Source organism: Kitasatospora sp. NBC_00070, assembly GCF_045041205.1.
GTDB lineage: Bacteria > Actinomycetota > Actinomycetes > Streptomycetales > Streptomycetaceae > Kitasatospora.
The window spans coordinates 1768339-1793611 of sequence record NZ_CP108247.1 but is presented as its reverse complement, the minus strand read 5'-3'; the positions used below and the strand labels follow the sequence as shown (position 1 = coordinate 1793611).

At 73.7% G+C, this 25273-nt stretch carries 23 protein-coding genes; 5 read left to right on the top strand and 18 right to left on the bottom strand.

The window, feature by feature from the left end; genetic code table 11:
* The first annotated feature begins 116 nt into the window (after positions 1–116).
* Positions 117–584: an RDD family protein gene (locus OHV05_RS08330; protein WP_405017076.1), complete on the top strand. Its 468-nt coding sequence runs from the start codon at positions 117–119 to the stop codon at positions 582–584.
* Between the two features lie 112 nt (positions 585–696).
* On the opposite strand, the gene OHV05_RS08325 is transcribed toward OHV05_RS08330, so the two are convergent.
* The 7 genes from OHV05_RS08325 to OHV05_RS08295 form a co-directional block, all read right to left on the bottom strand.
* Entirely contained in the window at positions 697–1386 is a 690-nt protein-coding gene (locus tag OHV05_RS08325) for a DUF4191 domain-containing protein (RefSeq protein WP_403038633.1), read from the bottom strand.
* A gap of 141 nt (positions 1387–1527) precedes the next feature.
* Positions 1528–1719: a hypothetical protein gene (locus tag OHV05_RS08320; RefSeq protein ID WP_405017075.1), complete on the bottom strand. Its 192-nt coding sequence runs from the start codon at positions 1717–1719 to the stop codon at positions 1528–1530.
* Positions 1720–1833: 114 nt separating this feature from the next.
* Positions 1834–2787, bottom strand: coding sequence for a lipoyl synthase (locus tag OHV05_RS08315; protein WP_403038630.1), 954 nt, complete (start codon positions 2785–2787; stop codon positions 1834–1836).
* Positions 2788–2909: 122 nt separating this feature from the next.
* Positions 2910–3707, bottom strand: coding sequence for a lipoyl(octanoyl) transferase LipB (gene lipB / locus OHV05_RS08310; protein WP_405017074.1), 798 nt, complete (start codon positions 3705–3707; stop codon positions 2910–2912).
* Positions 3708–3925: 218 nt separating this feature from the next.
* Positions 3926–5827 carry a helix-turn-helix domain-containing protein gene (locus OHV05_RS08305; RefSeq protein ID WP_405021413.1) on the bottom strand — a complete coding sequence of 634 codons (1902 nt, stop codon included), beginning with the start codon at positions 5825–5827 and terminating at the stop codon, positions 3926–3928.
* Positions 5828–5907: 80 nt separating this feature from the next.
* Positions 5908–7272, bottom strand: a complete 1365-nt coding sequence (locus tag OHV05_RS08300) for an MFS transporter (protein ID WP_405017073.1) — start codon at positions 7270–7272, stop codon at positions 5908–5910.
* Between the two features lie 55 nt (positions 7273–7327).
* Positions 7328–8089, bottom strand: a complete 762-nt coding sequence (locus OHV05_RS08295) for a 3-hydroxybutyrate dehydrogenase (protein ID WP_405017072.1) — start codon at positions 8087–8089, stop codon at positions 7328–7330.
* A gap of 298 nt (positions 8090–8387) precedes the next feature.
* On the opposite strand from OHV05_RS08295, the gene OHV05_RS08290 reads away from it, so the two are divergent.
* Positions 8388–10124, top strand: a complete 1737-nt coding sequence (locus OHV05_RS08290) for a regulator (RefSeq protein WP_405017071.1) — start codon at positions 8388–8390, stop codon at positions 10122–10124.
* 22 nt (positions 10125–10146) lie between these two features.
* Here OHV05_RS08290 and OHV05_RS08285 read toward each other — a convergent pair whose 3' ends face one another.
* The 3 genes from OHV05_RS08285 to OHV05_RS08275 form a co-directional block, all read right to left on the bottom strand.
* Positions 10147–11370, bottom strand: coding sequence for a cation:proton antiporter (locus OHV05_RS08285; protein ID WP_405017070.1), 1224 nt, complete (start codon positions 11368–11370; stop codon positions 10147–10149).
* Between the two features lie 306 nt (positions 11371–11676).
* Positions 11677–13002 (bottom strand): NAD(P)/FAD-dependent oxidoreductase, encoded by a 1326-nt coding sequence (locus OHV05_RS08280; RefSeq protein WP_405017069.1) that lies wholly within the window; start codon positions 13000–13002, stop codon positions 11677–11679.
* A gap of 320 nt (positions 13003–13322) precedes the next feature.
* Positions 13323–14228 (bottom strand): TIGR01777 family oxidoreductase, encoded by a 906-nt coding sequence (locus OHV05_RS08275; protein ID WP_405017068.1) that lies wholly within the window; start codon positions 14226–14228, stop codon positions 13323–13325.
* Between the two features lie 106 nt (positions 14229–14334).
* Here OHV05_RS08275 and OHV05_RS08270 point away from each other — a divergent pair, with 106 nt between their 5' ends.
* Together OHV05_RS08270 and OHV05_RS08265 are read left to right on the top strand one after the other, a co-directional pair.
* Positions 14335–14835 carry a GNAT family N-acetyltransferase gene (locus OHV05_RS08270; protein ID WP_405017067.1) on the top strand — a complete coding sequence of 167 codons (501 nt, stop codon included), beginning with the start codon at positions 14335–14337 and terminating at the stop codon, positions 14833–14835.
* Positions 14836–14901: 66 nt separating this feature from the next.
* The gene (locus OHV05_RS08265; RefSeq protein WP_405017066.1) at positions 14902–15837 is read left to right on the top strand and encodes a DUF2510 domain-containing protein; all 936 of its coding nucleotides are present in this window, start codon (positions 14902–14904) and stop codon (positions 15835–15837) included.
* 36 nt (positions 15838–15873) lie between these two features.
* Here the strand turns inward: OHV05_RS08265 and OHV05_RS08260 are convergent, their stop codons facing one another.
* From OHV05_RS08260 to cobU, 8 genes are all read right to left on the bottom strand, one after another.
* On the bottom strand, positions 15874–16476 hold the full coding sequence (locus OHV05_RS08260; RefSeq protein ID WP_405017065.1) for a phosphoribosylanthranilate isomerase: 603 nt from the start codon (positions 16474–16476) through the stop codon (positions 15874–15876).
* A gap of 111 nt (positions 16477–16587) precedes the next feature.
* A complete protein-coding gene (locus OHV05_RS08255; protein WP_405017064.1) occupies positions 16588–17103 on the bottom strand; it encodes a DUF4240 domain-containing protein in 516 nt (171 codons plus the stop codon).
* Between the two features lie 113 nt (positions 17104–17216).
* Complete coding sequence (gene sucB, locus OHV05_RS08250) at positions 17217–18974, bottom strand: 2-oxoglutarate dehydrogenase, E2 component, dihydrolipoamide succinyltransferase (protein ID WP_405017063.1); 1758 nt, start codon at positions 18972–18974, stop codon at positions 17217–17219.
* Positions 18975–19039: 65 nt separating this feature from the next.
* Positions 19040–20428 (bottom strand): dihydrolipoyl dehydrogenase, encoded by a 1389-nt coding sequence (gene lpdA / locus OHV05_RS08245; protein ID WP_403038583.1) that lies wholly within the window; start codon positions 20426–20428, stop codon positions 19040–19042.
* Positions 20429–20825: 397 nt separating this feature from the next.
* Positions 20826–22325: a leucyl aminopeptidase gene (locus OHV05_RS08240; protein WP_403038580.1), complete on the bottom strand. Its 1500-nt coding sequence runs from the start codon at positions 22323–22325 to the stop codon at positions 20826–20828.
* 221 nt (positions 22326–22546) lie between these two features.
* Complete coding sequence (locus tag OHV05_RS08235) at positions 22547–23287, bottom strand: adenosylcobinamide-GDP ribazoletransferase (RefSeq protein WP_405017062.1); 741 nt, start codon at positions 23285–23287, stop codon at positions 22547–22549.
* Positions 23287–24411, bottom strand: coding sequence for a nicotinate-nucleotide--dimethylbenzimidazole phosphoribosyltransferase (gene cobT, locus OHV05_RS08230; RefSeq protein ID WP_403038574.1), 1125 nt, complete (start codon positions 24409–24411; stop codon positions 23287–23289). Before cobT ends, OHV05_RS08235 begins: the two co-directional genes overlap by 1 nt.
* Positions 24412–24422: 11 nt before the next feature.
* On the bottom strand, positions 24423–24983 hold the full coding sequence (gene cobU / locus OHV05_RS08225; RefSeq protein ID WP_405017061.1) for a bifunctional adenosylcobinamide kinase/adenosylcobinamide-phosphate guanylyltransferase: 561 nt from the start codon (positions 24981–24983) through the stop codon (positions 24423–24425).
* Between the two features lie 87 nt (positions 24984–25070).
* Here cobU and OHV05_RS08220 point away from each other — a divergent pair, with 87 nt between their 5' ends.
* Positions 25071–25271, top strand: coding sequence for a hypothetical protein (locus OHV05_RS08220; RefSeq protein WP_405017060.1), 201 nt, complete (start codon positions 25071–25073; stop codon positions 25269–25271).
* Positions 25272–25273 lie beyond the last annotated feature (2 nt).

The window sequence follows — 25273 nt, the reverse complement described above, 5'->3', positions numbered from 1 at the left end:
TCGAGGGGATGCCCGGCAAGTGGTCTGGACCATTCGGGAAGGCCGGACGGAGCGGAATCACCCGTACGGGGGGAGGGGCCCGAAGATCGTCCGCACTGCCCGGATAGTGTGGATTCGTGGACACCAGAGATGCGTTGGGATCGTGGATCGACGGCCCGAAGACCGCCGCCGAGCGGATGGGTGCCGAGTTCGGCTACCGCGGTGAGCGCCTCGGTCTGCCCAAGGAGGGCCCCGGCGCGCTGGCCGGGCCGGGCCGGCGGATCGGCGCGCTGTGCGTCGACGGCTGGCTGTGCAGCCTGGTCGCGTACGGGCTGGTGAGCCAGGGCGCGGCGGCGAGCGCCAACATGTGGTCCACGCCGCTGTTCTACGTGATGACGGTGGTGCTGCTGGCGACCACCGGCACCACGGTCGGCAAGCGGCTGTTCGGCCTGCGGGTGGTCCGGCTGGACGGCGGCCGGGCCTCGATCCCGCAGGTGCTGCTGCGCACCCTGCTGCTCTGCCTGGTGGTCCCGGCCGTGGTCTGGGACCGGGACACCCGTGGTCTGCACGACAAGGCCGTCGGCACCGTCGAGGTCCGGATCTGACACCCTCCGGACCTCGACGGTGCCCGGGTCCGGAACGGAACGTCGGTACAAGTCGAACGGCCCCGCCGCGAGAGTCTCGCGGCGGGGCCGTGGTGTGTCGGTGGGGGAGCGGTCAGCGGGCCTGGCCGCCCTTGGGCATCCGGGCACCCTTGGGCATCGGGCCCTTGGGGATCGGCGCCTTGGAGAGCAGGTCGCCCAGGGCGCGCAGCCGGTCGTTGGTCTCGGTCACCTGACCGGGGGTGATCGCGCGCGGCAGACGCATCAGGTGCACCTGAAGCTTCTTCAGCGGCACCTCGCCCTCGCCGTTGCCCACCACGATGTCGTGCACCGGGACGTCGCCGACCACCCGGGCCATCTTCTTCTTCTCCGCCGCCAGCAGGCCGCGGACCCGGTTCGGGTTGCCCTCGCCGATCAGCGCGATGCCGGGACGGCCGATCGCCCGGTAGACCGCGTCCTGGTTGCGGGTGACCGCGACCGGGGTCGGGTTGGCGCTCCAGCCGCGGCGGATGTTGTTCAGCACGGCCGCGACTGCGCCCGGCTGACCCTCCATCTGGCCGAAGGCCGCCTTCTCGGCACGCCGGCCGAAGACGATCGCCATGGCCAGGAAGCCCACGATGAACCCGAGAATGCCCAGGTAGATGGGGTGGTCGATCGCAAAGCCGATGGCGAGGAAGACGCCGAAGGTGATGAGGCCGACGCCCGCGATGATCAGGCCGATTTTGGTGTCGACCTGCTTGGTCATTTTGTACGCCTGGCGGATCTGCTTGAGCCGCCCAGGTGTTTCCGATGTTTGCCTCGCCATAACGCTCATGGTACGTGGCGGGGGTACGGGATATCCAAGGGCGCCCCCAAACTGCAACCCGGACGCGCCCCGGGGGCCGCCGTCCGGCGGCAGCCCGGTACGGAATCGAACGGTTCCGAGGCCGGCCGGGGGGGCACGCGGTCAGGCGCGGCGGAGCGCGCCCGGCTGCTCGGCAGGGAAGAGCGCGGCGGCCTCGGAGCGGTCGGTGGCGTGCCGACGGTTCTCGCAGACGGCCGACCAGGCGTTCCGGCGGGCCCGATGCTGGCCGCCCGCCAGCAGCATCCGCTCGGTGCGCCGCAGGGCGTGAACCAGGATTCCGGTCTTCTTCGGCATGCTCTCAGCGTCCCCCACAGGTGTTACCGGCTGGTGACCTGCCGGTCAAAGCCGGATGAAAAGACCGGGGCCGGGCGTGCAGTGCACGCCCGGCCCCGGGGACAACGCGTCGGATCAGACGCCCGCACGCTCGCGGTGCTCCAGCGCCTGGCGGTACAGCCGCCCGGCCCGGTACGAGGAACGGACCAGCGGGCCCGACATGACGCCGGCGAAGCCCAGCTCCTCGGCCTCCTGCTGGAGCTCGACGAACTCGTGCGGCTTCACCCAGCGCTCGACGGGGTGGTGCCGGACCGACGGCCGCAGGTACTGGGTGATGGTGATCAGCTCGCAGCCGGCACCGACCAGGTCGGCCAGCGCCTGGCTGACCTCCTCGCGGGTCTCGCCCATGCCCAGGATCAGGTTGGACTTGGTCACCAGACCGGCCGCGCGGGCCTGGGTGATGACGTCGAGCGAGCGCTCGTAGCGGAACGCCGGGCGGATCCGCTTGAAGATCCGCGGCACCGTCTCGACGTTGTGCGCCAGCACCTCGGGGCGGGACGAGAAGACCTCGGCCAGCTGCTCGGGCACCGCGTTGAAGTCCGGGATCAGCAGCTCGACGCCGGTCCGGCCGGTGGCCCGGTCGGCGGTCAGCGCGTGCACCTGGCGGACCGTCTCGGCGTACAGCCAGGCCCCGCCGTCCGGCAGGTCGTCACGGGCCACACCGGTGATGGTGGCGTAGTTCAGGTCCATCGTGACGATCGACTCGGCCACCCGGCGCGGCTCGTCCCGGTCGAAGTCGGCGGGCTTGCCGGTGTCGATCTGGCAGAAGTCGCAGCGGCGGGTGCACTGGTCACCGCCGATCAGGAAGGTCGCCTCGCGGTCTTCCCAGCACTCGAAGATGTTGGGGCAGCCGGCCTCCTGACAGACCGTGTGCAGCCCCTCCTTCTTCACCAGCGCCTGGAGGGCGTTGTACTCGGGGCCCATCTTGGCCCGGGTCTTGATCCACTCGGGCTTCCGCTCGATGGGGGTCTCGCTGTTGCGGACCTCCAGGCGGAGGAGCTTCCTGCCGTCGGGCGCGACAGCGGACACGTGCGACTCCTAGAACTAGACGGGGTACCCCCAGGGTACGCCTGTGCTTATAGGGCTTGTACCGGGCCTGCACCCTGCATTCGCAGGGGGCACAGCGCCCCGGCGGCGCCCCGCATTCCCGCTCAGCGGGCGAGTGCGGGCTCCGGCAGTTCGGCCAGCACCTCACGCAGGTGGCGCTCGACCACCGGCAGGGCCTCGCCGACCCCGAAATCCCGGCCCAGCTCGGAGCTGACCGAGCCGACCCCGGCGTCCCGGATGCCGCAGGGCACGATCCGGTCGAACCAGGTCATGTCGGGGTCGCAGTTCAGCGCGAACCCGTGCATCGTCACCCCGCGCGCCACCCGCACACCGATCGCGGCGAGCTTGCGGTCGTCGCCGCGCTGGCCCGCGTTGGAGGCCGCGTACTCGGGCCCGGCCAGCCGGGGGTCGATCCCCAGCGGCAGCCCCATCCGCAGCGTCAGCTTGCCGATCTCGACCACCTGGGACGGGTCCACCACGGCGCCCGGGATGTCGGCACCGAGTACCCAGACCCCGCTGCGGCCCTCGATCCGGGTGGTGCCCACCCCGAACTCGCCGCAGGCCCGGATCAGCGCCTCCTCCAGCCGACGGACGTAGGCGACCACGTCGATCGGGTCCGGCAGCTTCACGATCGGGTACCCGACCAGCTGGCCGGGGCCGTGCCAGGTGATCTCGCCGCCCCGGTTGACCTGCACCACGGGGGTGCCGTCGAGCGGGAAGTCCTCGGGGTTGGTCCGCTTCCCCGCCGTGTACACCGGCGGGTGCTCCAGCAGCAGCACGGTGTCCGGGATCTCGTCCGCGACCCGCAGCGCGTGCAGCCGCTGCTGCTCCGCCCAGGCCTCCTCGTACGGCACGGACCGCTCGCCTATGCCCATCCGCACGAAACGTACCTGCTCGCTCACCGCTGCTCCTTGCCATGGCGTTCGAGACCAACCCCGAAACTGTACGCCCCCCGTTCGGAGAGCCGAGCCCGGGCACGTGGTGCACCATCAGGGCTCGGGGAACTGCGACGCAGGCCTCGGAACAGGTGATCCGTACGTCAGTGGTCAGGCACCTTCGCAGTGGTACTCGCCGACCACGAACCGTCGCCGTTCCCCGAACCCTTCGGGGCTCGTCCCATCTACCCCTCGGCGAGAAGTTGCAGCCGGAGCGCCAGTTGGAGCTCCAGCGAGCGTTCCGGGTGGTTCCAGTCGTGGCCGAGCAGGATCTCGACCCGGTCGAGGCGCTGGACCACGGTGTTCACGTGGACGTGCAGTTCGTCCTTGGCCCGGGTCAGGCTGCCGCCGCAGTCGAAGTAGGCGCGCAGGGTGCGGACCAGCTCGGTGCCCCGGCGGGCGTCGTAGTCGAGCAGCGGGCCCAGGGCGGCGCCGACAAAGGCCGCCACGTCGTGGCCGTCGCCGAGCAGCACGCCGAGGAAGCCGAGGTCGGTGGCCGACGCCCCGTCACCCTCGCGGCCGAGCACCCGCAGCGCCCGCACGCACCGCAGCCCCTCGGTGTACGCCGCCGCGAGCGCCACCGGCCCGGCGGCCACCCGGCCGGCGCCGACCGTGACCGGCACCCCGGCCAGCCGGGCCAGCCGGTCGGCGGCCAGCTCGGCCGCGCCGCCCGGGGTGCCGGCACCGTCCTCGGGCAGCAGCAGGACCACCGCCTCGCCGTGCTCGGCGCTGATCCCGCGCGAGCCGAACAGGTAGCGCGAGGCGGCACCGGCCAGCCGGGCCCGGTCGGCGGCCGGGACCGTCGCGACCAGCACCAGGTGCGGGCGGCCGAGGTCGACGCCGAGCCGGCGGCCCCGGGCGGTCAGTCCGGCCGGGTCGCGGTCGGGGGAGCTGAGCAGGTCGGCCAGCAGCTCGCCGCGGACCCGGTTCTCGGTCTCGGCCACCGAGCGGCGGAGCAGCAGCAGGAGCGCGGTGACCACCCCGGCCCGTTCGAACAGCCGACGGTCGGCGTCGTCCAGGTCGGGCCGGTCGTGCAGCACGATGCTGCCCAGCGGCTCCTGACCGGCCAGCACCGCGCAGACCCAGCTGTCCCCGGCCCGGACCGCGCGGCCCTCGGCGCGCGAGGCGGCGACCGCGTGCGACAGTCCGTCAGCTCCCGGCGTGCGCCCGGCCAGGACGAGCCCCTCGGCGTCGCGTACGCCCACCTCTCCGCCCAGCAGGGCGGCCACCGCGGCGGCCACGTCGGGGACTTCGGCGCCGCGCAGCACCAGGTCGGTCAGCCGGTCGTGGGCCCGCTCGGCGCGCTGGACGGCGGCGGAGTGGGCCTGGATCACCGCGTTGGCGGCGTTCAGTTCGGCCAGTGCGGCCCGGGTGTCGGCCAGCGCCTTGGCGGTGTCCAGTGCGATCGCGGCGTGCGCGGCCAGCGTGCAGAGCAGCGCCACCTCGTCGGGGGAGAACGCCCGGGGCGAGCGGTCGGCCGCGAACAGCACGCCGATCACCTGGCCGCCGAGCAGCAGCGGGACGCCGATGATCGCCACCAGGCCCTCGTCCAGCACCCCGGCGTCGATCTTGCCGGTGTGGTGGAACCGCTCGTCGGTCCGGTAGTCCGGGGTGGCGTACGGCCGGGCGGTCTGCGCCACCAGGCCGCCGAGGCCGTCGCCGAGGCTCAGCCGCAGGGTCTGGAACAGCACCGAGACCGAGCCGTCGGTGACCCGCATGTAGGTGTCCCCGGCGGCCTGGTCCGGCAGGGTCAGGTACGCGGTGTCGGTGCCCAGCAGCATCCGGGCCCGGCGGACGATCGCCTGCAGCACCGCGTCCAGGTCGCGGGAGGCGGCCAGGTCCCCCGCGGTGTCGAAGAGCGCGGTCAGCTCGGCCTCCCGGCGCCGGTGCTGACGCATCGTCCGGTGCACCCGCAGGGCCAGCCAGGTGGCGTCGTCGATCTCGGCCAGCACGGCGGCCGGTGCGCCCTGGCGGCGGGCCTCGGCGAGCACCTCGGCGAAGTCCTCGGTGGCGGCGCCGGAGGCGAGCAGGTCGAGCAGCCGCCGCAGGGCGGGGGCGGCGCTGGAGTGGGGGTGCGGGTCGTCCATGGTGCGGGCCATCGTGCCAGTTCTGCGGGGGGTGGAGGAACGCCCGGTACCGAACCGGTACCGGGCGTTCCGGGACGGGGTCAGACGCCGACGGGCTGCCCGGCCGGGGCTGCCGCGTCCTCGCCGATCCCGGCCAGGTCGCGGCCCCGGGTCTCCCGGGCGCAGACCACCGCGACCACGGTGATCGCGGCGGCGATCGCCACGTAGACGGCGATCGGGGTCGAGCTGCCGTAGTCCTTGAGCAGCGCGGTGGCGATCAGCGGAGCCGGGGCGCCGGCCGCCACCGAGGCGAACTGGGAGCCGATCGAGGCGCCCGAGTACCGCATCCGGGTGGCGAACAGCTCGGAGAAGAAGGCCGCCTGCGGGGCGTACATCGCGCTGTGGAAGAACAGTCCGACGGTGATCGCCAGCAGCATCGAGCCGAAGCTCTTCGTGTCCACCAGACCGAAGAAGACGAACGCCCAGATCCCGACCCCGACCGCGCCGAACAGGTAGACCGGCTTGCGGCCGATCCGGTCCGAGAGCGCCCCGAACAGCGGGATCAGTGCGAACTGGATCGCCGAGGCGATCAGCACCGCGTTCAGCGCGGTCTGCTTCGGCAGGTGCACGTGGCCGACCGCGTAGGCCAGCACGAAGGTGGTCATCACGTAGTACGAGATGTTCTCCGCCATCCGCGCGCCCATCGCGGTCAGCACCTCGCGCCAGTGGTGGCGCAGCACCGCGACCAGCGGCGGCTGCTCCGGGGCCAGCTTCCTGCGGGCCTCGGAGGCCGCCAGCGCCTGCTTGAACAGCGGCGACTCGTCCACCGACAGCCGGATCCACAGCCCGACCATCACCAGCAGCGCGGACAGCAGGAACGGCACCCGCCAGCCCCAGGCGACGAAGTCCGCGTCGGACTGGACGGCGGTCATCAGCGAGAGCACCCCGGCCGCCAGCAGGTTCCCGGCCGGCGCGCCGCCCTGCGGCCAGGAGGCCCAGAAGCCGCGCCGCTTCGCGTCCCCGTGCTCGGAGACCAGCAGCACCGCGCCGCCCCACTCGCCGCCGAGCGCGAAGCCCTGCACCAGCCGCAGCAGGGTGAGCAGCAGCGGTGCCGCGACGCCGGCCTGATGGTACGTCGGCAGGCAGCCGATCAGGGTGGTCGAGCCGCCCATCAGCAGCAGGCTCAGCACCAGCAGCTTCTTGCGGCCTATCCGGTCGCCGAAGTGCCCGAAGACCAGTGCGCCGATCGGCCGGGCGGCGAAGCCGATCGCGTAGGTGAGGAAGGAGAGCAGGGTGCCGGTCAGCGGGTCGGAGTTGGGGAAGAAGACCTTGTTGAAGACCAGCGCGGCGGCTGTTCCGTACAAGAAGTAGTCGTACCACTCGATCGTGGTGCCGATCAGGCTGGCGCCGACCACCTTGCGGAGCGAAGCGCCTCGGGTTCTCGCTGCGTCGGGAGAACTGGCCATGGGGGTCACCTGTCTGGTTGCGGGCGGGCGGTGCGGGGGAGGCGGGCGAGGGGGGTCAGTGTGCGGTCCAGCCGCCGTCCATCGGCAGGCTGGCCCCGGTGATGGAGGAGGCGTGCGGGGAGCAGAGCCAGAGGGCGAGTTGGGCCACCTCGTCGGCCTCGATCAGCCGTTTGACGGCGGTGCGGTCGAGCATGATCTGCTCCACCACCTCGTCCTCCCGGATGCCGTGCGCCAGGGCCTGGGCGGCGATCTGCTTCTCCACCAGGGCGGTGCGCACGTAGGCGGGGTTGATGCAGTTGCTGGTGACGCCGTACGGGGCCCCCTCCAGCGCGACGGTCTTGCTCAGCCCTTCGAGCCCGTGCTTGGCGGTCACGTACGCGGACTTGAAGGCACTGGCCCGCAGGCCGTGCACGGACGAGATGTTGACGACCCGTCCCCAGTCCTGCGCGTACATGTGCGGCAGGGTGCGGCGCAGGATCCGGAACGGGGCCTCCACCATCACCCGCTGGATCAGCGCGAACCGGTCCGGCGGGAACTCGTGCACCGGTGCGACGTGCTGGAGCCCCGCGTTGTTGACGACGATGTCGGCGTCGTCCGGGAGCGCGTCCACCGCAGCCGGGTCGGAGAGGTCCGCGACGATCGCCTCCGCGCCGAGCCGTCCGGCGAGTTCCTTGGCCGGCTCGGCCGCGAGGTCGACGACGTAGACCCGGGCGCCGGCGGCGGCGAAGACCTCGGCGCAGGCCCGGCCGATCCCCGAGGCGGCCCCGGTGACCAGCGCCGTGCGGCCGGCCAGCGAGTGGGCTGAAGTGGTGTCCATGGCCCAGAACGGTAGGAACCGGCGGCGCCGACTCCTATGTGCCGGGCAGCCACAGGTCCCGGCCGCTTCATGGGGCCTGACGCCACCCGGCTGCGCGGGCCGAGGAGGCCGGCCAGGCCAAACACCGGTCGCGACACCTTCCCTACAACGGGCGCCATTGCGTCACCCGTTCGGAGGATTGCCCGCCCAGATCCACCCATAGCGGCGAAATGCTCGCTACATTCACGCCGATTCCCGACAGGGGGCGCCGCTCCATGCACCGGGGGGACTGGTGAGGCGCTCGAGAGGTGTGACTGATATGCCCCAACGGCCTGCAACCGACAGCCCGGCGTACGGACCGCTCGACCCGCTCGACCCGCACCTCGATCCGCGCGAGGGGCCGTCCGGGGCCATGCCCGGCGGGTCGCCCGGGGTGTCACCGCAGGTGGCCGAGGCGGCGGCCGGCCCCTCGGGTGCGGCGGGCCCAGCGGGCCCGTCCGGCCTGGACAAGACTCTGAACCCCCGGCTCGCCGCGCTGATCGAGGAGGCCGGTTTCTCGCACGCCGGGCTGGCCCGTCGGGTCGACCAACTCGGCCTGGAGCACGGCCTCGACCTGCGCTACGACAAGACCTCGGTGACCCGGTGGCTGCGCGGCCAGCAGCCCCGGGGCGCCACCCCCGCGCTGATCGCCGAGGTCTTCACCCGCAGGCTCGGGCGCCGGCTGACCGCGCTGGACATCGGCCTGGAGGCGTGCGCGCCGGTGTACGCGGGCCTGGAGTTCGCCGAGAGCCCGCAGGAGGCCGTCGACATCGTCGCCAGCATGTGGCACAAGGACACCGGCCAGCAGTCCGAGCTGCGCCGGATCGCCTTCACCCCGGCCGGCCTGGTGGTGCCCAGCCGGGACTGGCTGATCGGCCGCACCGACGAGCGGGTGGCCCGGGACGGTTCCGTCCCCGGCCTGCCACCAGGGCCCCCTGACGCCACGTCAGGGCGCGTGCAGCTGCCCGGGGCCCGATCGGGCCCGCCCACCGCCCGGGGCGCCGTACGGGCCCCTCAGCCCGGTCTGCTGCGGGTGCCCACCCAGAGTCGCGGCGGGCTGCCGCAGTCCGCCCTGGAGGCCGCCGAGGCCCGCGAGCAGCGTCCGCCGCTGCGGGTCGGCCGGGGCGACATCGCCGCCATCCGCGCCGTCGGCGACCTGTTCCGCGCGCTGGACCACGCCTACGGCGGCGGTCACGCCCGGCAGGCGCTGGTCAGATACCTGGAGAGCGAGGCCGAGCCGATGCTGCGCGGCCGGTACGGCGAGCAGATCGGCCGGGCCCTGTTCGGCGCCGTCGCCGACCTGACCCGGCTGGCCGGCTGGACGTCCTTCGACATCGCCGCGCACGGCCTGGCCCAGCGGTACTTCGTCCAGGCGCTCCGGCTCTCCCAGGCGGCGGGGGACCGGGTGCTCGGCGGCTACGTGCTCACCACCATGAGCCAGCAGGCGGTGCACCTCGGCCACGGGCGGGAGGCGATCCAGCTGGCCCGGGTCGCCCAGCAGGGCGTCGGCGCGGCCGCCGCGCCGACCGTGCAGTCCCTGATGCACGCGGCCGAGGCCCGTGGCCACGCCCTGCTCGGCGACGTACGCTCCTGCACCACCGCTCTGGTCCGCTGCGAGCGAGCCCTCGGGGTCGCCCGCCCCAACGACGAACTGCCCTCCTGGGCCCGCTACTTCGACGAGGCGCAGCTGGCCGACGAGTTCGCGCACTGCTACCGCGACCTCCAGCAGTGGCGCCCGGCCGCCCAGCACGCCGAGAAGTCGCTCCGGCTGCGGGCACCCGCCTACGCCCGCAGCCGGATCCTCTGCCGCCTGGTGCTGGCCGGCTCCCGGCTGGGCCTCGGCGAGATCGACGACGCCTGCTCGCTGGCCACCGAGGCGCTCCGGGCGGCCGGGGAGATGCGCTCCGCCCGCACGGTCGAGTACCTGCGGGACTTCCACCGCCGGCTGACGCCCTACCGGGCCAACCAGTCCGCCCGGGCCTTCGACGAGGCGGCCCGGCAGTCGGGGGTGATCTGAGGCCCAGCCGGCCGAGGGGCCGTCACCAGCTCTCCGCGCTGAGCCGGGGACGGCCCTCCGGGGGAGGCGGCTGGGTCTGCCCGCGCAGGCGCTGGGCCAGCAGCGGGAAGAGCAGGACGGAGAGCATGCCCGCGCCGACCAGGGCCGCGGCGGTGGACGACGGCAGGTGGTCGGCCTCCACCTCGATGGTGGTGATCACCACCACCAGCGGCAGCGCGGTGGCGCCGAACAGTCCGAGCGCCAGCCGGTCCCGGCCCGGTAGTTCGGGAGGCGCCAGCAGCGCGGCCGGGACCCCGCGCAGCGCGGCGAACAGCAGCAGGAAGACCGGGACCAGCAGCAGGGTCCCGGGATCGGAGAGGAGCGCGTCGAGGTCGAAGTTCATCCCGCTGACCACGAAGAACACCGGCACCAGGAAGCCGAAGCCGATGCCTTCGAGCTTGGCCTCGATCACCTCCTCCTCCGCCTCCGGCACGTCGGAGAGCAGCAGTCGGGAGATGATCCCGGCGGTGAAGGCACCCAGCAGCATGTCCAGGCTGAGCCAGATCGCGGCGCTGACCATCACGGCCAGCACCAGGATCACGGTCCGGATCGCGAACTGGCCCGAGGTCCGCAGGGTGCGCCGGATCAGCCGGGTGACCACGTCCGGCCGGGGGCGCCGGGCGTAGCTGACGGCGAGTGCGGTGAGGACCGCGAACGTCCCCAGGATGACCGCCGACTTGGCCGGGGTGTTGCCGCTGAGCAGCAGGGCGATCGCGATGATCGGGCCGAACTCGCCGACCGCGCCGGTGGCCATCGTCATCGCGCCGAACGGGGTGGGCAGCGCACCGGAGTCGCGCAGGATCGGCAGGATGGTGCCGAGCGCGGTGGTGGTCAGCGCCAGGCCCGCGAAGGCGCCGTTCAGCGGGTCACGGTTGATCAGGGCGCCCGCGCCGAGCGCGACCGCCAGCGTGATCAGCCAGGCGCCGACGGCCCGCTTCAGCGGACCGCCGCGCAGCCGGGCGAAGTCGATCTCGTACCCCGCCAGGAACATCAGCATCGCCAGGCCGAACTCGGACAGCGCGTCGACCAGGTCGCCGACCTCCGCCCAGCCGAGCACGTCCGGGCCGATCAGCACGCCGAGCACGATCTCGAACACCACGGTCGGGATCGCCAGCCAGCGTTGCAGCCGGTCGGCGAGCAGCGGTGCGGCCACCGCGCACGCCGGGATGAGGACCAGCGCCACCGCGTCCACGCTGTCGCCCGTCATCGACGGAATGTCCGACTATGAGTCATATCGGCATACTGACACGCCGAATCGCCCCACCCCAGCGGCAACGCCGACCCGTTTGGCAGATGGTTCGGAAGAGTCAGGGGCTCGGGGAACTGCGACGCCGGCCTCGTTCAAGATGATCGCTGCGTGGGTGGTCAGGCACTTTCGCCGTGACCCGCACGCCAGATCTCCTCGCAGTTCCCCGAGCCCCTGACCGTAGATGCCCGAGCGCCTGCCAACAGTGCAGCCCCGAGCCCTGGCGCCGTAGGCGGCTGAGCCCCTACCTACACCCCAGGCCGGAGGCTACGCTGCTTCGGCCGCCGTTGCCGTGACCGGGAGCCGGAGGTCGCGGAGGACGGACTGGGCGGCCCGCCGGCCGGAGACCAGGGCGCCCTGGACGGTGCTGGTGTCCCGGTGGTCGCCGCAGACGTACAGGCCGGCCAGCACCCGGACCGGGCGGCGGAAGTTGTGCGGCGGCGGCATCGCCGGGACGGCGTCCGGTACGTGCCGGACCGTCAGGAACTCCCAGTGCGCCGCGGCGGAGCCGTACAGGTGCACCAGGCGCCGCCGGAGCACCGGCTCGTACCCGGCCGGTCCGCCCTGGTCGAACCGGCGCCGCCCGAGCACGGTGGTGGCGATCAGCGCCCGCCCCGGCGGTGCGTACGAGGGGTGCAGGTCGCTGAGCACCAGCGAGTGGGAGAGCACCGGGCGCCCGTCCGGCCGGTCGGCGTCGAGCAGCAGCACCGGCTCGTCCAGCGGCGAGCGGTCGGCGGCGTGGAAGTAGGTGGTGACGGGGTGGAAGTCCGGCACCCGCAGCCCGGGGAGCAGTAGTGCGGCCGACTGCGGGTCGGTGGCCAGCACGACGGCCCGGGCGGTGATCCGGCCGTGCGCGGCGGTCTGCACGCCGTCGGCGGCGACCGAGGTGACCCGGACCCCGAGCCGGAGCGTCCCGGCGGGCAGGCCCTCGGCCAACTGCTGGGGTACGGCGGCCAGTCCGGCCGCCGGGAGACAGAGCCGGCCGCGTGCGTACGAGCGCAGCACCAGGTCGGCGACCCGGCTGCTGGTGCCGAGCGCAGGGTCACTGAGCAGGGCGCCGAGCAGCGGGCGGAGCAGGCCGTCCACGGTGCGCGGCGGCAGCCCGCGGTCGGTCAGCGAGCGGGCGGTGGTGGTCTCCGGCCGGGCCAGCAGCCGGGGGACCGGGGTGGCGGCCAGCCGGCCGAAGGTGGCGGCGAGCCGGGCCCGGTCCAGTGGACTGCCCAGCGGGCCCCGGGCGGTGGCCTGCCGGGCCGGGTTCTGCTGCGGATCGCCGAACCGGTGGCGCCGCCCCGCGCTGTGCACCAGGACGCCCGGGGCGAGCGGGCAGAGCGCCAGCCGCCCCAGGTCGAGCACCCGGCCCGGCTCGGGGAAGTCGGTGTTGAGCAGCTGGCCGCCGTGGTCGAGGCGGAAGCCGTCCAGCTCCCGGCCCGCCGTCCGGCCGCCGATCCGTTCGGTGGCCTCCAGCACCTGGACGGTGAGGCCCCGGCCGGTCAGGGCGCGGGCGGTGGCCAGACCGGCGAGTCCGGCGCCGACCACCACGACGTCCGGGTCGGACGGGCGGCCGGTGCGGCGGGTGAAGTCATGTGCGGGCACGAGTGTGCTCCCTCCCTGGTCCCGGGGCGGCGGCCGGGCAGGCCGCAGGGTGCCGGGACACGGTCCTCGCTTGTGATGCCCCGTCAGTCGGCGAATCAGGCCGGGAGTTCCGTCTCAATCGGGGAGGGGCGGGGACAGCGGACGGGGCACGGTCACGGACCGTGCGCCGGAAGGGCGCGTTCGCGGGGTCCCGGGCGCGTACGGTCACCGGAGGCGCGAAATGCGCCGTGCACCTGCTGCCGTGCGCCCCCTGCGCTGTCCCGGCCCCCAGGCCCGGCGAACCCTTGTCCCGCCGGGCCTGGCCGGCCTCCGCCGGGCGGTCAGACCGCCGCCCGCACCGCCGCCTCCGCCGTCGGGTGCGCGAACCGGAAGCCCGCGGCCAACAGCCGGGCCGGGACCGCCCGGTGACTGCCCACCACCTCCACCGTCATGTCGCCGAGCGCCGCCTTGAGCGCGAACTCCGGCACCGCGAAGACGGTCGGCCGGCCCAGCGCGCGGCCGATCAGCTCGGTCAGCTCGCCGTTGGTGACCGGCTCGGGGCCCGCCAGGTTGAACGGACCGGACAGCTCCGGGGTGTCGATCAGGTGGCGCAGTGCGGCCACCTCGTCGGCGAGCGAGATCACGCTCCAGTACTGCTGCCCGTCCCCGAGCCGCCCGCCGAGGCCCAGTCGGAACAGCGGGAACAGCCGTCCGCCCGCGCCGCCCGCGGCGGAGAGCACCAGTCCGGTCCGGGCGTGTGCGACCCGGATGCCCGCCTCCTCGGCCGGGCGGGTGGCGGCCTCCCACTCCACGCAGACCCGGGCCAGGAAGTCGTCGCCGGGCGGCGCCTCCTCGTCGATCACCCGGTCCCCGGTCTGCCCGTAGTAGCCGACCGCCGAACCGCTGACCAGCACCCGGGGCGGCTCCGCGAGCTCGGCCAGCGCACCGGCCAGCGTCTCGGTGCCGAGCACCCGGCTGTCCCGGATCTCCTGCCGGTACGCGTCGGTCCAGCGGCGGTCGCCGACCCCGGCGCCCGCCAGGTGCACCACCGCCTCCACCCCGTGCAGCCCGGCCCGGTCGATCTGCAGCAGGTGCGGGTTCCAGCCGACCCCGACGGTGCCGTCCGGCTGCACCCCGGTCCTGGACCGCTGCCGCACCAACCGCACCACCTCGTGCCCGTCCGCGAGCAGCGAGCGGACGAGCGCCGAACCGATCAGACCTGTGGACCCAGTCACCGCGATACGCATGCCCCCATCCTGGCAGCCGCCCCCGTCCGACGACCCGTCAGGCCCGCCGGGAGGACCGTTCCGATGTCCAGGCGGCGGCACCGGCAGCTCGCCTACCATGGCGGCCATGGGAGTGAACGGTGCAGCTGACCTGACCATACGGACCGCCCGGCAGCAGGACGAGCCCGAGCTCGCCCGCCTCGACCGGGTCTCCTGGTCCTGGCTCAGCGATGTGGTCCCACAGCCCCCCGAGGACGCCGGGATCTTCGACGAACGCCGCCCGCCCAAGCGGTTCCTGGTGGCGGAGTCGGCGGGCCGGGTGGTCGGCTACGTCCAGCAGGGCCCCGCCACCCCGCTGGCCAGCAACAGCCACGTCCGGCAGATCCAGGGCTTCGTGGTCGACCCCGAGGCACGCGGCCGGGGCATCGGCCGGGCCCTGATCGAGGCCGCCTGCGACCGGGCCCGCGCCGAGGGCATCCGCCGGATGACGCTCCGGGTGCTCGCCCACAACGCCCCGGCCCGGCGGGTCTACGAGAGCTGCGGCTTCGAGGTGACCGGCGTGCTGCCGGAGGAGTTCTGGTTGGACGGCGCGTACGTGGACGACGTCTGGATGGGCCGCCGGCTCTGACCGCCTGACGGACCGTCAAGTGCCAAGCGGCTGACGGGGCGAACAGGTGAACGGTACGGTACCGCCGTGACCTACTCGACGCCGCCCGGCTGGTACCCCGTGCTCGACCCGGGACCGGACGGGGGTGCCCAGGAGCGCTGGTGGGACGGCACGGTGTGGACCGCCGAGGTCCGTCCCGTGGACACCCCGCCCGCCCCGGCCGCCGCCCCGAAGCGCGGGGCCCGGGCCGGGCTGGTGGTCGCGCTGGCGCTGGTCGTGCTGGCGGGCGCGGCGGGGGTGCTGGTCTGGGTCAACCGGGACGACGGACCGGCCGCCGGGCCGTCGGCCGCACCGCCGGTGGTGACGGGCAGCCCGAGCGCTTCCCCCGCACCGAGCCCGAGCGCGAGCCCGAGCCCCGCACCGAGCCCGAGCGCGAGCCCGAGCCCCGCACCGGCACCGAGCCCGAGTCCGACCCCGGCGGCGCCCAGCCGCCCCCCGCTGTCCTCCACCCGCTCGGTGCAGGACCTGTCGCGCGGCTGGGAGGTGCCCGTCCCGGCCGGCTGGCGGATCGACGACCACGGCGACAAGGTGACCCTGCAGTTCTCCACCAAGCCGTACTCCTGCGACGTCGGCAGCGGCAGCTGCGTCCGGGCCAACTTCACGGTGGTGGCCGCCCGGTCCGAGGGCGCCTCGGCCCAGGCGGTGGCCCGGGCCGAGATGGCCACCTACGCACCCGTCCTGTACGGGGACCTCACCTCGACCAGCGTCGTGGTCTCGGCCCCCGTGACCGTGGCGGGCGTGACCGGCTACGCCGAACGCCGCCGGGTGGACCCGGTGAAGGGTGTCCCGGGCTACGTCCTGGTGGTGGCGGTCCGGGCGGCCGGCGGCGGCTTCACCGTGCTGGTCGGTTCGGCCGACGAGCACCCGGACGCCCCCTCGCCCGAGCTGCTCGACCAGCTGGTCGCCGCCATCCGCCCGCTGCCGGGCAGCGGCTCCGGCGGCGGCACCGGGACGTCGGTCTAGCGTTCGGCACCGCACCGGTGAGCCGCCGACGGGCCGTCAGCCCGCCGCCTTGGCCCGGTGGACGAACTCCGCGATCAGCTCCGGGGCCTTGACCCCGCGGCGCACCTCGACCCCGCTGGAGACGTCCACGCCCCACGGCCGGGCGGCCGCGATCGCCTCGGCCACATTGGCCGGGCCGAGCCCACCGGCCAGCATCCAGGACCCGCTCGGCGGGTTGGCGCCCAACTCGGACCAGTCCCACGGCCGGCCCGAACCGGGCACCGGCGAGTCCAGGATCAAGAGGTCCTCGCCGAAGTCGCCGCAGGCCGCGCCCGCCCCGGCGGCCGCCGAGGTGGCCCGGACCAGTTGCAGACCGAGGTCCCGCAGCCCGGCGAAGGCGGCCGGCGGGTGGTCGCCGTGCAGCTGGACGGCCCGCACCCCGGCCGCCGTGGCGGCCTCCCTGACCTCGGCCGACGGCTCCCGGCCGAACACCGCCACGGTCAGCACCCCTTCGGGCACCAGCTCGGCCAGCCGCCGGGCGGCCGCCGGTTCGATCCGGCGGGGGCTCTCGGTCAGCACGAAGCCGATCGCGTCGGCACCGGCCGCGACGGCGGCCGCGACGTCCTGCGCGGTGCTCAGACCGCAGATCTTGACGAACACTGTCCTGGTGTCTCCCGTTCCGCCGGGCCCGTGCCGGGGCGCATTCCCCGGCCCCGCCGACCCGAGTACGGTACGCGCCGACCGCCGTTCGGGACACCACGCGACCGGGCGTCAGCCCCCGTACAGCTCCCAGAGCCGGGGGAAGCGCTTCGCCATCTGCTCGGCGTCCTCGAAGTCGAAGCTGTCGCCCTCCGGCCGGCGCGGCTGCGGCGTGCCGAGATCGGGCAGCGGCAGGCCGGTCAGCTGTTCGTGCGCCTCGTCGGCGGCGTAGCCGAGGTCCTCGGCGTCGCCGTCCTCCTCCTCGTCGAAGTCCGGCACCAGCTCCGCCAGGTCGTCCGGCTGGTGCAGCGTGCCCTCGAAGACCTCCCGGCCCTGGCCGATCAGCCAGCACCGGAAGAAGTCGAAGGTGTCCTCCGAGGCACCGTCCAGCAGCAGGTACGCCGCCGCCCACAGGTCGTAGCGGTAGGCCCGCTGGAACCGTGCCTCGAACAGCCGGGCGAAGTCCACCACGTCATCCGGCGTCAGCTGCGCCAGCCGTTCCACCAGTGCCTCGGCCTGGTCGTCCGGATCGCCCTCGGCCGCGTCCCTGGTCTCGTCGATCAGTTGCCAGAAGTCCGTCTCGTACATCACCGCTCCAGCATCGCCGCTCGCCGGGCCTCCCGCACGCGAGGCGGCCCGCGAAACGCGGAACCCCGCGCCGTCCGGGTGGACGACGCGGGGTTCCGGGTGGTCTGACGCCCTTACAGGCCGAGCTCGACCTCGAACTCGCCGGCCTCGAGGATCTCCTTGACCGCGACCAGGAAGCGGGCGGCGTCGGCGCCGTCCACCAGGCGGTGGTCGTAGGAGAGCGAGAGGTAGGTCATGTCACGGATGCCGATGACGGGGCTGCCGTCGACCTCGATGACGACCGGGCGCTTGACGGTGGCGCCGATGCCGAGGATGGCCGCCTGGTTCGGCGGCACGATCACGGTGTCGAACAGCGCACCGCGCGAGCCGGTGTTGCTGATGGTGAAGGTGGCACCGGACAGCTCGTCCGGGCTGATCTTGTTGCCGCGGACCTTGCCGGCCAGCTCGGCGGTCTTCTTGGAGATGCCGGCGATGTTGAGGTCGCCCGCGCCCTTGATGACCGGGGTCATCAGACCCTTCTCCGAGTCCACCGCGATCCCGATGTTCTCGGAGTCGAAGTAGGTGATGGTGCCCTCGTCGCCGTTGATCCGGGCGTTGACCACCGGGTGGCTCTTCAGCGCCTGGGCGGCGGCCTTGACGAAGAACGGCATCGGGGACAGCTTCACGCCCTCGCGGGCGAGGAAGGAGTCCTTGGCCTTGCCGCGCAGCTGCATGATCTTGGTGACGTCCACCTCGACCACGCTGGTGAGCTGGGCCTGCTCGTGCAGGGCCTTCATCATGTTGTCGCCGATGACCTTGCGCATCCGGGTCATCTTGACCGTCTGACCGCGCAGCGGGGACGCCACGGCGGCGGCCTTCGGAGCGGCGGCGGGCGCGGCGGCCGGGACGGCCTTCGCGGCCTCGGCGGCGGCGATCACGTCCTGCTTGCGGATCCGACCGCCGACACCGGTGCCGGTGACGGAGGAGAGCACGACGCCCTGCTCGGCCGCGAGCTTGCGGACCAGCGGGGTGACGTAGCCGTCCGAGCCGTCGGCGGCCGGGGCGGCCTGCGCGACCGGAACGGCGACCGGAGCCGGCGCGGCCATGGGGGCCGGGGCGGCGACCGGGGCGGGAGCCGGGGCAGCGGCCACGGGGGCCGGAGCGGCCACCGGAGCGGGCGCGGGGGCGGCGACCGGGGCCGGGGCCTCGACGACCGGGGCCGGAGCCGGGGCGGCCGGGGCAGCGGCGGCGGCCGGAGCCGCACCCGCCGCACCGATCAGCGCGAGCTGCGCGCCGACCAGGGCGGTCTCGTCCTCGCCGACCAGGATCTTCACCAGCACACCGGCGACCGGCGACGGGATCTCGGTGTCGACCTTGTCCGTGGAGACCTCGAGCAGCGGCTCGTCGATCGCGACGGTCTCACCCTCGGCCTTCAGCCAGCGGGTGACGGTGCCCTCGGCGACCGACTCGCCCAGGGCGGGGAGCAGCACCGGGGTGGCGTCGGCGGCGGGCGCGGCAGCGGCCGGAGCGGCCGGAGCGGCAGCCGGGGCGGCGGCCACGGGGGCCGGCGCGGCGACGGGTGCCTCGGCGACCGGGGCGGGGGCGGCCGGAGCGGCCTCCGCGACCGGGGCGGCGGCGGCGACCGGCGCACCGGAACCGTCGTCGATGATCGCCAACTCGGCGCCGACCGCGACGGTCTCGTCCTCGCCGACCTTGATCGAGGCCAGGATGCCCGAGGCCGGAGCCGGGATCTCGGTGTCGACCTTGTCGGTCGAGACCTCGAGCAGCGGCTCGTCGACCTCGACCCGGTCACCCTCGGCCTTCAGCCAGCGGGTGACGGTGCCTTCGGAAACGCTCTCGCCCAGCGCGGGCAGTGTTACTGAGACCGCCATGGTTTCAGCGACTCCTATCAAGTCTTGCGTACAGGAATGGGTGAACTGCCGGGGATGAGCGCGGATCAGTCGTGCGCGTGCAGCGGCTTGCCGGCCAGCGCCAGGTGCGCCTCGCCGAGGGCCTCGGACTGCGACGGGTGCGCGTGGATGAGCTGCGCGACCTCGGAGGGCAGCGCCTCCCAGTTGTAGATCAGCTGGGCTTCGCCGACCTGCTCACCCATGCGGGCGCCGACCATGTGGACACCCACCACGGCGCCGTCCTTGACCTGGACCAGCTTGATCTCGCCGGCGGTCTTGAGGATCTTGCTCTTGCCGTTGCCGGCCAGGTTGTACTTGAGCGTGACGACCTTGTCCTTGCCGTACAGCTCGACGGCCTTGGCCTCGGTGATGCCGACGGAGGCCACCTCCGGGTTGCAGTAGGTGACCCGCGGCACGCCGTCGTAGTCGATCGGCACGGCCTTGAGGCCGGCCAGCCGCTCGGCGACCAGGATGCCCTCGGCGAAGCCGACGTGCGCCAGCTGCAGGGTCGGGACCAGGTCACCGACGGCCGAGATGGTCGGCACGTTGGTACGCATGTACTCGTCGACCAGGACGTAGCCGCGGTCCATCGCGACCCCGGCCTCCTCGTAGCCGAGACCGGCCGAGACCGGGCCGCGGCCGATGGCGACCAGCAGCAGGTCGGCGTCGATCTGCTTGCCGTTCTCGGTGGAGACCCGAACGCCGTCCTGGGTGTACTCGACACCGGAGAAGCGGGCCTTCAGCTCGAACTTGATGCCGCGCTTGCGGAAGGCGCGCTCCAGCAGCTTGGAGGAGTTCTCGTCCTCTAGCGGGGCCAGGTGCGGCAGGGCCTCGACGATGGTGACCTCGACGCCGAAGGACTTCCAGACCGAGGCGAACTCGACACCGATCACGCCGCCGCCGAGGATGACGGCCGACTTCGGGATGCGGTCGAGCTTGAGCGCGTGGTCCGAGGAGATCACGCGGTCGCCGTCGATGTTCAGGCCGGGGATCGACTTCGGCACCGAGCCGGTGGCGAGGACGATGTGACGTCCCTCCACCCGCTGGCCGTTGACGTCCACCGAGGTCTGCGAGGAGAGCCGGCCCTCGCCCTGGATGAAGGTGACCTTGCGGGAGGCCACCAGGCCCTGCAGGCCCTTGTACAGGCCGGCGATCACGTCGTCCTTGTACTTGTGGACGCCGTTGATGTCGATCCCCTGGAACGTGGCCAGGACGCCGAACTCCGCGGCTTCCTTGGTCTCGTCGGCGATCTCGGCCGCGTGCAGCAGGGCCTTGGTCGGGATGCAGCCGCGGTGAAGGCAGGTGCCGCCCAGCTCACCCTTCTCGATCAGCGCAACGCTCAGACCCAGCTGCGCTGCACGGAGCGCCGCGGCGTAACCGCCGCTTCCGCCTCCGAGAATGACTACGTCGAAAACGGTGCTGGCGTCGTTCGCCACGTCACGTCCTCCATGCAAAGGGGTGCGGTTCGCCGGGCCGGTCGCGGTCCGGTGGGGCAGGGCGCCCTTGTAAGGCGCCCAGTCGTCCGGGAGTACATCCTCGCACTTGTTCGCGGCGGCTGATGGCCGGGGCTGCCCCGGACAGCACGGCCGGTTGCCAGGAGGGCTGCCGGAGGTCCCGTACGCCAGGGTATATCCGCAGCTCACAGTCGTGCGACCAACCGGGGGAGGGCGGGCGGGGACGGCCGGAAGGTCAAGGTGTTCCACCGTACGGAACAAAGTTTCGCCCGCGGCGAACACGTGTTGTCAGAAACGGTCGAATCCACTACCGGTCGGTAACCGAAAACAGCGGGGCCCGGCGCCACCCGGCGCCGGGCCCCGCTGGTGCTCGGGAAGGTCAGGCCGCGCCGTTGGCGGCGGTGTCCTCGGCGAACCGGAGCAGGGTGCGGATCGCGCTGCCGGTGCCGCCCCGGGGGGTGTAGCCGAACGGCCCGCCCTCGTGGAACGCCGGGCCCGCGATGTCCAGGTGCGCCCAGTCGATGCCCTCGGCGACGAACTCCTTCAGGAACAGACCGGCGACCAGGCCGCCACCCATCCGCTCACCCATGTTGGCGAGGTCGGCGATGGTGGTCTCGGTCATGCCCTTGCGCAGCTCGACCGGCAGCGGCATCGGCCAGGACTGCTCGCCGGCCGCCTCGGCGGTGGCGTGCAGGCGGTCGCGCAGCTCGTCGGTGTTGGCCATCACACCGAAGATCCGGTTGCCCAGGGCCAGCACCATGGCGCCGGTCAGGGTGGCGACGTCGACGATCACGTCGGGCTGCTCCTCGCCGGCCCGGACGATCGCGTCGGCCAGCACCAGGCGGCCCTCGGCGTCGGTGTTCAGCACCTCGACGGTCTTGCCGCCGTACATCCGGAGCACGTCACCCGGGCGGGTGGCGGTGCCGGACGGCATGTTCTCGGCCAGCGCGAGCCAGGCGGTCACGTTGACCTGGAGGCCGAGCCGCTTGGCCGCGACCACGGTGGCGAACACGGCGGCGGCGCCGGCCATGTCGCACTTCATGGTCTCGTTGTGGCCGGCCGGCTTGAGCGAGATGCCGCCCGAGTCGTAGGTGATGCCCTTGCCGACGAAGGCGAGGGTGGCCTTGGCCTTCGGGTGGGTGTACGCCACCTTCACCAGCCGGGGCGGGTTGGCCGAGCCGGTGCCGACGCCGAGCAGGCCGCCGAAGCCGCCCTTGGCGAGCGCCTTCTCGTCCAGCACCTCGACCTTGAGGCCGTGCTCCTTGCCGGCCGCCTGGGCGATCGCGGCGAAGGACTTCGGGTTGAGGTCGTTCGGCGCGGCGTTGACCAGGTCGCGGGCGCGGTTGATCTCCTCGCCGACGGCGGTGGCGCGCTCGACGGCGGCCTTGGCGTCCTTGCTGCCCTTGCGCTCGGTCAGCACGACCAGCTCGCCGACCGGCGCCTTGCCCTCGCCGGTGCGGTAGGTGCCGTACGAGTACGCGCCGAGCAGGCCGCCGAGGGCGACCGCCTCGATCTCCTCGGCGGAGCCGGCGGGCAGCGCCAGCGCGGCCTTCTTGGCGCCCGCGAGGGTGCGGGCGGCGACGCCGGCCGCCTTGCGCAGGGTCTCCAGCGAGTGGCCCTGCTCGGCCTCGCCGAGGCCGACCGCGAGCACGAGCGGAGCCTTGACCCCTGCGGGAGCGGGAAGCTTGACCGCCTCGCCCTCGGCACCCGTCGCGCCCAGGGTGGCGAGCAGCTCGGCCAGCTTGCCGTCGAACGCCTCGGCCACGGCCTCCGAGCCGGTCGCGAGCAGCAGGCCCTTCGGGCCCTTGGCCACGCCGATCACCAGGGCGTCCGCGCGCAGCGAGGCGGCGGAGGAGGTGCTCACAGACAGTGCAGTCACTAAACGATCCTGTTCTTTCGCGGTCCAAGCCGGGTGCGGCGCCGATGCCGCACCGGCAACGACCCCGGGCGTGCTCCGCTGGAACAGGGCGCAGGGGTCACGGTGCTCACCGCATGGTAGTCCGCATGCTGGGATACCGCCGCCCCGGCTGCCCATCCGATCCGGTCACGGTGCGTGAGGGGGTGCCACCGACCCCCGGCCGCAAGGGGTCTGACGAGACGTCAGAGGAGGGCCAGGGCGATCAGGGCCCCGGTGGCGGCGGTCTCCGCCGCCGCACCGAGCACGTCACCGGTGATCCCGCCGAACCGCCGGACGCAGCGGCGCAGCAGCAGCCCGGCGCAGAGCAGCCCGACGGCCAGCGCGAGCGGCAGCGTGGGGAACAGCAGGTACAGGCCGAGGGCCAGGAGTGCCGACACCCCGAGGGCGGCGGGCCACCGCACCGTGGCGGCGACCGTCGCGCCGAGGCCGCCCGGCCGGGCGGCCGGGACCGAGTGCAGGCAGCCCCAGGTGAGCGCGGCGCGGGCGGCCAGTGCGGCGGTCAGCACGGCGAGTGCGCCGCGCCACGGGGAGAGCTCGAACTGCCCGGCCAGCGCGGCGATCTGAGCCAGCAGCACCAGCAGCAGCGTCAGGACGCCGAACGGGCCGATGTCCGACTGCTTCATGATCCGCAGCGCGTCCTCGGCCGGTTTCCCGCTGCCGAGCCCGTCCGCCACGTCCGCCAGGCCGTCCAGGTGCAGGCCCCGGGTCAGCCCGGCCAGGACGGCCACCGCCGTCACCGCGCCGAGCAGCGGCCCGCCGCGCCAGGCGAGCAGGGCGCCCGCGCCCGCCGCGACCGCGCCGAGCACCAGCCCGACCAGCGGGGCGGCCAGCATCGCCCGCCCGCCGGTCTCCCGGTCCCAGCGGTCCACCCGGACCCGCAGCACCGACAGCGTGCCGAAGGCGAACCGCAGTCCGTCGAACATCAGCCCCGGGTGAGCAGCTCGGCCGCGGTCGGCAGCCGGGGCGGCTCGACCGGGCCGCGCTCGGCCACGGTCATCGCCGGGACCTCGGCGGGGTCGGCCAGGGTGTCGGCGGCGGCCTGCAGCAGCGGCAGCGCGAGCAGGGCGCCGACGCCCTCGCCCATCGTGACGTCCAGGCCCTGAAGGGGTGTCAGGGTCAGCCGGTCGTACGCCTTCGCCTGGGCGGGCTCGCCGGTGGACTGCCCGGCCCGCCACCACTCGGGGGCCCGGAAGGCGATCCGCTGGGCGACCAGCGCGCAGGCGGCCGAGACCACGCCGTCCAGCACCACCGGCAGCTTGCGGGCGGCGGACTGGAGCAGGAAGCCGGTGATCGCGGCGAAGTCCGCGCCGCCGACGGCGGCGAGCAGCGCGAGCTGGTCGCCGAGCACCGGGCGGGCCCGGCGCAGCGAGTCGCGGACGGCCGCGCACTTGACCATCCAGGTGCGGTCGTCGACGCCCGAACCCCGGCCGGTGACGGCCGCCGCGTCCGTCCCGCACAGCGCGCCGACCAGGACGGCGGCCACAGTGGTGGAGCCGACCCCGAGGTCGCCCAGCACCACCAGGTCGGTCCCGGCGTCGGCCTCCTCGTCGGCGATCGCCATCCCGGCCCGGAACGCCTCGATCGCCTCGGCCTCGCTGAGCGCGTTCTCCTGGTCGATCCGGCCGGAGCCCCGGCGGACCCGGAAGCGGCTCACCTCGGCCGGGAACTCGCCCGGATCGGCGTCCACCGCGACGTCCACCACCCGCAGCCCGGCGCCGTACCGGCGGGCCAGCACGGCCACCGGGGCGGTGCCGTCCAGCACGGCGTGCACCCGGCGGGCGGTGCCGCCGTCGGCGGGCAGCCGGGAGACGCCGGCCGCGGCGATCCCGTGGTCCGCCGCGAACAGCAGCACCTTGGTGGCGGTCAGCGGCTTCACCGGCGAGCTGCCCTGTACGGAGGCCAGCCAGCTGCCCAGTTCCTCCAGCTGCCCGAGGCCGCCGCGCGGCTTGTCGAGCTGCTGCCAGCGCTCCTCGCCGGCCCGGCGAGCGCTCTCGTCGGGGCGCTCCACGAGGGAGGAGAAAGTGTCGAGATCCACGGTGGTGTCCATCGTCCGGAAGGCTACACGCCAGTGGGTTTGACGGTCAGTACCTGCCCCGCGACCACCAGCAGGACCTGCTCCGAGGCGTCGGCGACCGCCATGTTCAGCCGGCCCAGGGTGTCCCGGAACCGCCGCCCGGCCGCGGTGGCCGGGACCACACCCATGCCCACCTCGTTGCTCACCGCGATCACCTGACGGCCGGTCACCCGCCAGGCCGCCGCGAGCGCGTCGCAGCGCCGCTGCACGGCCGTCTCCGCGCCCTGGTACCAGGCGTCGTCGTCCCAGGCCCCGCACTCGTCCATCACGGCGGTCAGCCAGAGCGCCAGGCAGTCGATCAGCACCGGCGCCGGGTCGGCCCGGTCCGCCAGTACGGCCTCCAGCGCGCAGGTCTCGGCGGTCCGCCAGCTCGCCGGGCGGCGCTCCCGGTGCAGTTCGACCCGCCGGGCCCAGTCCTGGTCGCCGTCCCGCCGGCCGCTGGTGGCCACGTACAGCACGTCGGAGTGGTCGGCCAGCAGCTGCTCGGCCCGGGTGGACTTGCCCGACCGGGCGCCGCCGAGGATCAGGGTGCGGGGGAGTGCCATACCGCCCATCCTCTCCCACGAGGCATGGGGCGCCGCCGGGCGGGCACGCTAACCTGCGCAGCAGAACCGAGAAGCGAGGAGCCGGGCATGGTCTGGACGTGGCGGTACGAGAAGGCGGACGGCACTCTCGTCCAGCAGCCCGGCGAGCAGGAGGAGTTCCCCGGGCAGGGGGACGCCGAGTCCTGGATCGGCGAGGAGTGGAAGGACCTGCTGTCGAAGGGCATCGAGCAGGTCGTCCTGCTGGACGACGACAAGGTGATCTACACCATGAGCCTTCAGGAAGGCTGAGG